6 protein-coding genes and 2 pseudogenes are annotated in these 8241 nt (G+C 59.0%); 7 read left to right on the top strand and 1 reads right to left on the bottom strand.

What is annotated here, in order from left to right; translation table 11 throughout:
- Positions 1–521: 521 nt before the first annotated feature.
- Both NKH78_RS32360 and NKH78_RS32355 read left to right on the top strand, forming a co-directional pair.
- On the top strand, positions 522–1748 hold the full coding sequence (locus NKH78_RS32360) for an NAD(P)/FAD-dependent oxidoreductase (RefSeq protein ID WP_352885205.1): 1227 nt from the start codon (positions 522–524) through the stop codon (positions 1746–1748).
- Positions 1749–1764: 16 nt separating this feature from the next.
- Positions 1765–2766: a 4-hydroxyproline epimerase gene (locus NKH78_RS32355; protein WP_352885203.1), complete on the top strand. Its 1002-nt coding sequence runs from the start codon at positions 1765–1767 to the stop codon at positions 2764–2766.
- 111 nt (positions 2767–2877) lie between these two features.
- Here the strand turns inward: NKH78_RS32355 and NKH78_RS32780 are convergent.
- Positions 2878–2964: pseudogene (locus NKH78_RS32780) on the bottom strand (hypothetical protein); the annotation flags it as partial.
- Positions 2965–3021: 57 nt separating this feature from the next.
- Here NKH78_RS32780 and NKH78_RS32345 point away from each other — a divergent pair.
- From NKH78_RS32345 to NKH78_RS32325, 5 genes and pseudogenes are all read left to right on the top strand, one after another.
- Positions 3022–3161 (top strand): annotated as a pseudogene (locus NKH78_RS32345) (IS110 family transposase); the annotation flags it as partial.
- A 304-nt stretch (positions 3162–3465) separates the two neighbouring features.
- Entirely contained in the window at positions 3466–4638 is a 1173-nt protein-coding gene (locus NKH78_RS32340) for a M24 family metallopeptidase (protein WP_352885201.1), read from the top strand.
- Between the two features lie 193 nt (positions 4639–4831).
- Positions 4832–5974, top strand: a complete 1143-nt coding sequence (locus NKH78_RS32335) for a serine hydrolase domain-containing protein (RefSeq protein ID WP_352885199.1) — start codon at positions 4832–4834, stop codon at positions 5972–5974.
- A 20-nt stretch (positions 5975–5994) separates the two neighbouring features.
- Positions 5995–7578: an ABC transporter substrate-binding protein gene (locus tag NKH78_RS32330; RefSeq protein ID WP_352885197.1), complete on the top strand. Its 1584-nt coding sequence runs from the start codon at positions 5995–5997 to the stop codon at positions 7576–7578.
- Positions 7579–7595: 17 nt separating this feature from the next.
- On the top strand, positions 7596–8241 hold a 646-nt coding region (locus NKH78_RS32325; protein ID WP_352885195.1), incomplete at its 3' end, for an ABC transporter permease.

The following is an 8241-nucleotide window of genomic DNA, read 5'->3' as shown; positions in this document are numbered from 1 at the left end:
CTTTTGTTGGTCACGCGGGATATGGGGGGCAGTTCCTGGTCGCTAACCCCGACACCGGCACCGCGGTGGTCTATATGGCCGTGCACGAAAACAAGGACGGTGATGACGGGAACATTTACCCACCTCTAATCCGCATGATGGCCGAAATCGCAGCAGCCAATTAAAAAGGAACATGGCACGAAACTGTGGAAGGTATCGTCAAGAACATCCACCGCCGCTCTCTTCTCAAGACAGAAGCCGTCTTGGGCGGTGGTATCATTGGTAGCGGCACACTCTCGCAGGTAATGACTTAGGTCTGCCTGCTGGGCAGGGTTGGCAATCACCATTTCGAATGGCAAGCCACCGTTCAAGAAGTTGCAGACAGCGTGACACCATCCTGCGACGTTGGCGGAAAGGCTTTGGCTTTTGAGTGGGTGGTTGCAAGCCACTCTAGATATCCTCCGGTGTGACACTCACGGCCGCAAGGCTGACAGCGGAAGTCGACCGTCGCCCTGTTCCACTCTCGATCTCGGAAGTCCTGAATGAGCCATGTCGTCATTGTTGGAACCGGCATAGTCGGCCTTAGCACGGCTCTGGCGCTGCTTTCCGAGGGCCACGCGGTGACGCTGGTCGATCGCGATCCATCCGGCGACAAGACCTCCTTCGGCAACGCCGGTGGCCTTGGCGTTACCGAGATCGTACCCGCAAGCGTCCCGGGGCTCATATGGAAAGTGCCGGGCTGGCTGATCGATCCGCTCGGGCCGCTGTCCTTGCGCCCTGGCCATTTTCCGAAGCTGGTACCCTGGCTGTTACGCTTCATGAAAAGCGGCTCGCATAGGGAAATGCTGCGGCTCACCTCCGCGCTCGCAGCCCTGACCGCGACTGTTTACGACGATTTCCTCCCGATGCTGGACGAGCTCAGCCTTTCGCATGAACTTCATCGCGTGGGCGCACTCTGGGTGTATGAAACCGAAGCGGGCTTTGCCGCCGATGCCGCGGACCGCGCACTACGCCGCTGCCACGGCGGCATTTTCGAAGAAATGGATGGCGACGAGGCAAGACGGCTCGAACCCGCGCTCGGAAAGAAGGTCGTTCGTGCGGTGCTGACGCCGCAATGGTCGCATTTTTCCGACCCGAAGCGAGTGGTGGACACACTGCGCGAACACGTTGCCTCACGCGGTGCGACAATCGTTCAAGGCGAGGCGGTAGCGATTGCCGGCACTGCACTTGAGCTTTCGGACGGAACGAAGCTGCCGTTTGAGCGACTGGTCATCGCAGCAGGCGCATGGTCTGCGCGGCTTGCGGCGACCATCGGCGACCGGGTGCTGTTGGAAAGCGAGCGGGGCTACAACATCACCATTCCAAATTCCGGCGTATCTCTTGCCCGGGAAGTCATCTTCGCCGAACGCAAGTTCGTCGCCACTCCCATGGACATAGGCCTGCGGATCGGCGGCGCAGCGGAATTTGCCGGCCTCGATGCTTCCGCAAATTACGCCCGCAGCGATGCGCTGGCCCGCTTGGCCCGTCCTTATCTGCCAGGGCTCAAAACCGAAGGCGGCACCCGGTGGATGGGTCATCGCCCCACCACGCCCGACAGCCTGCCAGTCATCGGCCCCTCGCCCAATCGCCCCGATATTATTCATGCCTATGGCCACGGCCATATTGGACTGACGCTCGGCCCCACCACCGGTCGTCTCGTTGCCGATCTGATTGCCGGCCGCACCGCGCCGATCGACCTCGGCCCATTCTCAGCCAGCCGTTTTTCCTGAACCGGGAGCCCAAGCCATGAACCCTCACACCTTTTTCTGCGTCGACGCCCATACTTGCGGCAACCCGGTGCGCGTCGTCACCGCTGGCGCGCCGATCCTGCCCAATGTCAGCATGGCCGATAAACGCCAGATTTTTCAAGCCGAGCACGACTGGGTTCGCCAGGCGCTGATGTTCGAACCGCGCGGCCATGACGGGATGTCGGGCTCCATTCTCTATCCGCCGTCACGTGAGGATTGCGATATCGGTGTGCTGTTCATCGAGGTTTCCGGCTGCCTGCCAATGTGCGGACACGGCACCATCGGCACCGTGACGGTCGCTCTAGAACAAGGCCTGATCGTGCCAAAGACCGAAGGCAAGCTTGCTGTTGAGGTTCCAGTCGGTCGCGTCGAGATTGAATATCGTCGCGAAGGCCGCTTTGTGGAGGAAGTGCGCCTCTTCAATGTGCCGGCCTATCTGCACGCCGTCGATACCATCATCGACGTGCCTGGCATGGGTGAGCTGGTGGTGGACGTATCCTATGGCGGCGATTTCTACGCCATCATCGAGCCGCAGAAGAACTGGACCGGTCTCGACAGCATGAGCGCCGCGGAGATCCTTCATTTCGGCCCGCTCGTGCGTCGTCTCATCCAGGAAAAGGTTGCGCCGGTGCATCCCGAAGACGACCGCATCGCCGGTGTCGGCCAAGTCATGTGGGTTGACAAGGCCAAAAATCCGGAAGCGGACGCGCGCAACGCTGTGTTTTATGGCGAGCGCGCCATCGACCGCTCGCCGTGCGGGACCGGCACGTCGTCGCGCATGGCGCAGCTCGTCGCCAAGGGTCTGCTCAAGGTCGGAGACACCTTCGTGCACGAATCCATCATCGGGACGCTGTTTCACGGTCGCGTTGAGAGCGAGGCAACGGTCGCTGGCCGCTCCGCGATCCGGCCCAGCATCGCCGGCTGGGCGCGCATAACCGGCTACAACACCATTCTCGTTGACGAACGCGACCCGCTTGCTTTCGGCTTCCAGGTCCGATGAGGAAAGGCGGTGATCCTTGAAGAACGCGACAAAAGTTGTGCCGTGGCCGAGTATCTTGCGACGCAGATGGGCCAGGCAGGCGGCTTCTCGAATGGCGCCGCCCTTGTAGATCCGGTTGTAGCCGCTGAAACGGTCGGCCTTGAGCGTGCCGGCAAATCCGGTGAGCTCAATCATCACGCTCTCATCAGCGCGGCCCATGGTGGCGCGGTACCAGACGATCTGCGGCTCCTGCGAACCCGAGTTGTGGTCGTCGGCGACGCCGATCGCCGGCGCAAGGCCTAACAGCGGCCAAGATGGCGTAGGTGGCGCATGCCGTCGTCAAGACGGGAACACAATACCGGCCTTTCATCGAGCGGTCGGATGCAGGCGGCAAGACCCCTCTGCAATTGCCGTGAGGGCGCGAGACGCGACCCTGTGGATACGTTCCGGCCTTCCTGGGTGGGTATCCCGTCTTGAGGGCGGTGAGGGACCACGGCCACCAAGTCCCCAATGGACCGGCTCCGACACTCGTCCTTACGGGACAACCAATCGTCGGCCAATTTTGCCGATTCCCTGCAAAAAGCATTTGACAAGTCACGACAATATGTCGACAGTGAGATGTCGAAGTCAAGCAACGTGCGACGACTTTTCCCAACCCTGCTCCGACGGAGGGACTTTGGACAAACGCGAGAATAACGAAATTTGGAGAGGAGGTTCTGTATGAACGACAGGAACATTGTGCAGGCGTTTGAGACGTCGGAGTATCGCGCTCGCCTCGATAAAGTGCGTGCTTTGATGTCCAATTCAGGGATGGACGCGCTGGTGGTCATCTCGAAGGCCGATCAGTTCTATCTCCTCGGGTGCGACGCCCCCGATGCCAGCGATTACGCTGTGCTGGTGACGCTCGATGACGATCCTTATTTTATCCTACGGAAGATGGATGCTGACGGTGCGACGGAAGCCGGATGCTGGCTTTCGAAAGATCGGATTATTGCTTATCCGGAAAGCTACGTAGGCGGCACAGATGGGAAAAGCGTCTGGGAATACATCGCTCAATTTATCAAGAGCAAGGTGAAGGCGTCCACACGTATCGGCGTTGAAGTGTCCGGCCTGGGCGTGTTCAGCTATCGAAAGCTTGTCGCAACATTGGGAGGTCAGGAGCCGATCGACGCTAGTGACCTGGTAGGGGCATGCAAGGTGGTCAAGTCCGAGCGCGAACTGATTTATATGCGCGAGGCGGCCACGATCGCGGAACGGGCTATACTTGCTGGCATCGACAAGATCGCCGTCGGCGCTAGGCATCCTGACGCAGTCGCGGCGACCATGTCAGCGCTTTGTGCCGGCACGAAAAGCATTCCCGGTGGACCGGGGCCTTTTGTTTACCTCCGCGGCGGCGAGTTCGCCAAGGCACCACATCAGCAGTGGAAGGACGACGTATTCGCGGCTGGGCAGGAATATTATCTGCTATGTGGCGCGACTCGGCTCCAGTACCCAGTTGCATTGGCGCGGATTGCTCATGTAGGTCCAGTTGCGCCACACCGGAAGCATCGGCACGAGGCGGGCATGGCCGGGTTCCATGCGGTGGTGGATGCTATGCGCCCGGGCGCGACCTGCGCTGATGTGGCGCGCGCATATCAAGGGGCTATTCGGCCGTACGGGTTCATAAAGGAGGAGGGGCGCTTCGGTTACTCCCTGGGACTCGGCTTTATCGATGGCCCTAGTTTGGCATTTAACAACGACACCGAGATCGTGGCCAATATGACTTTCCACTTCGAGTCTACTTTCATTGATCGCGGCGAAGAGTACTTGCTGAGCGACACTGTTCGGGTCACCGATACTGGCGCGGAGCTGCTGACCACCGTACCCCGCGACCTTTTCGAGCGTCCCGCATGAAGTAAGTACCGGAGTGACGACAACTCCGATCTGCCACCTTCGTGGCTCGTGTAGCTCGCGAATGCCCCTGACGAGCCCTGTAAAAGGGCTCGTCTCGCGGAGCAAGTGGGAGCGAGCATTCGAAGGAAACGAGGGATGATCTGTGACAGGCCATCGAATCCACGGTCAAGAACCCAATCAGGATACCTGCATTATGACGATTGCCTCCATACCCAACCCGGACCTGGTCGTCTCGCCGGTCGAGAATAGTCCGCACTGGAATCTAACGAACCACCGCCGGCAAGGTTTTCAGAACCTGCATACTGTGGCCCGTTATGTCACGTCACTGCGTTCCCCGCGTGTGCTGCCGTTCAGGAAGGATATCGACTGGACGATCGGGGATCGACCAGATGTCGCGCGGTTTCGGTCGTTGCCGCATTTCTCCGGTTTCGTCGTGGCACGCGGCGATCGCATCCTCTATGAGGCCTATGCTCCGGACTTTGGGCCGGACCGACCGCAATCCGTCATGTCGATCACAAAGATGATAGTCAACATCATGCTTGGTCGCTGCGTCGCAGCGGGTGCTCTCGATCTCGACCGACGGGTCAAGGACTACCTTCCCGAGATCGGCACCGGCTATGGAGAGGCGACCATCCGGGCGGTAGCCGACATGAATATCGCCAATGACTATAGCGATGATGACGACCCCAACGCTGCTACGACGTGGAATACCCTGGAGGTCGCTGTAGGTTTGCGTCTGGCGCCGGAAGATTGGAAAGGATCGACTTACCGCTCGATGCTCTGCGGCATCACAGGAGACGATCTTGTCAATCGGATCGATGGCCCGGACTACAAATCGGCCAGCAGCGATGTACTCGGCTGGGTTGTCGAGCGTGTGAGCAAGCGGTCGCTCCGCGACTGGCTCATCGAGATCGTGGAGGGGGCAGGCCTTGAGGGATCCTTCCACATCGCCTGCGATCGCGAGGGCACACCGTTGCTCGGTGGGGGCGCCTGCCTTTCCGCCCGTGATCTCGCGCGCTACGCCCTACTCTTCGCGCGTCGGGGCGAGGGCATTGACGGACGCCGCGTCGCCGACGCCGCCTTCATCGACGAAACCCGTCACAAACCAGGACCACTTTGGCCAAAGCCGCGCGAGGGGTTGTACTATAGCCGACACACGACCACGGACGGCACTTTTGTTGGTCACGCGGGACATGGGGGGCAGTTCCTGGTCGCCAACCCCGACACCGGCACCGCGGTGGTCTACATGGCCGTGCACGAAAACAAGGACGGTGACAGCTTAGACCTGTTCCCAGCATTAATCCACATGATGGCCGAAATCGCAGCAGCTAACTAAACAAAACATGGGAGGAAACTATGGAAGGTATTGTCAAGAACATCGATCGCCGTGCTCTTCTCAAGACAGGAGCCGCCCTGGGCGGTGGCATCATTGCTAGCGGTATGCCACTCTCGCAGGTGATCTGGGCGGCGGAAGGAAAAGTGCTCAAGGCCACTGCTGCGGAGGAGCTTGGCACTTTGGATCCTGGCTTTTACGGCAGGAGTTACGAAGTTAACGTAATGAACTGCCTTTATTCGAAGCTCACCCGTTACAAGCCAGGCTCTCAATGGGGTTGGGATCTTGAGGCGGCGGAAAAGATCGAGCAGGTCGACCCGACGCATATACGCTTTCGCCTAAAGAAAGGCATCAAATTCACCGGCGGCTATGGTGAGATGACTGCCAAGGACGTCAAGTTCTCATTTGAACGCATCATCAAGCACAATGCACCAGGCGTATTTGATATTGGCACATTGGATCATGTCGAGATCGAGGACGATCATACGGGCGTTATCGTGTTCAAGGCGCCGTACGTGCCGGCCTGGACCATTATATTCCCTTATGCTACCGGCCATATCGTGTCCGAGCAGGCGGTGATGAAGGCGACCAAGGACGGCGGCAATTTCGGCATGAACCCGCCGGCGTTCTCTGGACCCTATGTGCTCGCGGAGTGGAAGCAAAATCAATACACGCTGTTGACCCGCAATCCGGACTGGTCTGGGCCCAAGCCCGGATTTGATGAAATCCGCATCGTACCGATTAATGACACTAAGACAGCGGAACGCGCCTATCTGGCCGGCGATGTTGATTTCACGACGATCAGTCTCGATTCACTGGCAACGTTCAAAAGCAATCCGCCGCCCGATACAAAGGTTGAGGAGCATCCCTCGCTCCGCACCATCTGGCTTGGCATGAACATGGATAACCCGAAGCTGAAGGACATCCATGTCCGCAAGGCAGTTCAATGGGCCATCAATGTGCCGCAGATCGTCGACACCGCCTATGCGGGGGCGGCCAACGTGGCAACCGGGTCAATTGCGCCAGGTATTGTCGGACATCGCGAAAAAGCCCTCATTCCACCGGAAGGCGACCTCGCCAAGGCTAAGGAGTTCCTGGACAAGGCCGGGGTCAGCGACCTGGAGTTAACCCTCGATTGCGACAACAGTGGCATTCCTGGGATAATTGCTCAGACGATCCAGGCGCAGTTGTCGCAGATCGGCATTACTGTCCAAGTCAATGCCCAGGACACTGGTTCCTATGATTCGATCGGTCAGGAATCGGAAGGCGATCGCTGGAAGGACGTGCAGCTCTTTATCAGAAACGACAGCAGTCTGCCTGATCCTTCTTACTACATGTTGACGTTCGTGAAAGCCCAAGTGGGCATTTGGAATTGGGAGCGCTTCAGCAGTGACCGCTATGACGAGCTCAACGCCAAGGCAATGACGATTGAGGATACAAACGAGCGCGCAAAGCTCTATTACGAGATGCAGGACCTCTTGGAGGAATCGGGCGCCAACCGTTTCCTGACCAATGGTGCTACTGCTGTCGTGTATCGCCCGACCAAGGTACAGCCTGCGACCCGTCCGGACGGCGTGCCTTTATATGTCGACTTCAAGCCGGCTTAAGCGGCGGCGACGGGAGTATGTTGTTTTATCTTTGTAGGAGGTTGGTCCTCGCGGTCACGATCATCGTGATCGCGGTGACGCTTCTGTTCCTGATGATCCATGCTGTGCCGGGCGACCCTGCCTCAGTCCTGCTCGGACCGCGGGCGACGCCTGAAATGAAAGTGGAGCTGCACCAGCAGATGGGGCTCGACAAACCGCTTCTCGTGCAGATCGCCACCTTCTTCGGCGGACTGCTCCACGGCAATTTAGGTTATGATGTGTTCAGCCAGAGGCCGGTCGCCGACATCGTGTTTGCGCAATTGCCCTACACGATCGAGCTGATCCTCATCTCGATCTTTTGGGCCGCCGCTATCGCCGTGCCGCTAGGCTGCTACTCTGCCATGCGGCGCAATTCCTTGCTCGATCAAGCAGTTGGGGTAATGGCGGTATCTACGATGGCGATACCTTCCTTTGTGATGGCGGTCTACGCACTGCTGATCTTCGCCGTCGCCCTACGCTGGCTGCCGGCGATCGGGCCGGGCGAGGGCTTTGTGGATGGGCTCGTCCACCTGATCCTGCCGAGCTTTGCAATGGGAATCGGTTGGGTGGGCTACATCTCTCGACTGGTGCGCGCGTCCATGCTCCAAACGCTGGGTGAGAACCATATCCGGATGGCTCGCTCTT

The sequence above is a fragment of the Mesorhizobium sp. M0910 genome (assembly GCF_040319465.1).
In the GTDB taxonomy this organism is placed as follows: domain Bacteria; phylum Pseudomonadota; class Alphaproteobacteria; order Rhizobiales; family Rhizobiaceae; genus Mesorhizobium.
Note: the sequence above shows the minus strand (reverse complement) of the source record. Positions and strands in the feature narration are given on the sequence as shown.

What these genes read in the sequence shown, in the direction of transcription:
- NKH78_RS32360 (WP_352885205.1), top strand. Translation starts at nt 522, where the DNA reads ATGAGCCATGTCGTCATTGTTGGAACCGGCATAGTCGGCCTTAGCACG.
- NKH78_RS32355 (WP_352885203.1), top strand. Translation starts at nt 1,765, where the DNA reads ATGAACCCTCACACCTTTTTCTGCGTCGACGCCCATACTTGCGGCAAC.
- NKH78_RS32340 (WP_352885201.1), top strand. Translation starts at nt 3,466, where the DNA reads ATGAACGACAGGAACATTGTGCAGGCGTTTGAGACGTCGGAGTATCGC.
- NKH78_RS32335 (WP_352885199.1), top strand. Translation starts at nt 4,832, where the DNA reads ATGACGATTGCCTCCATACCCAACCCGGACCTGGTCGTCTCGCCGGTC.
- NKH78_RS32330 (WP_352885197.1), top strand. Translation starts at nt 5,995, where the DNA reads ATGGAAGGTATTGTCAAGAACATCGATCGCCGTGCTCTTCTCAAGACA.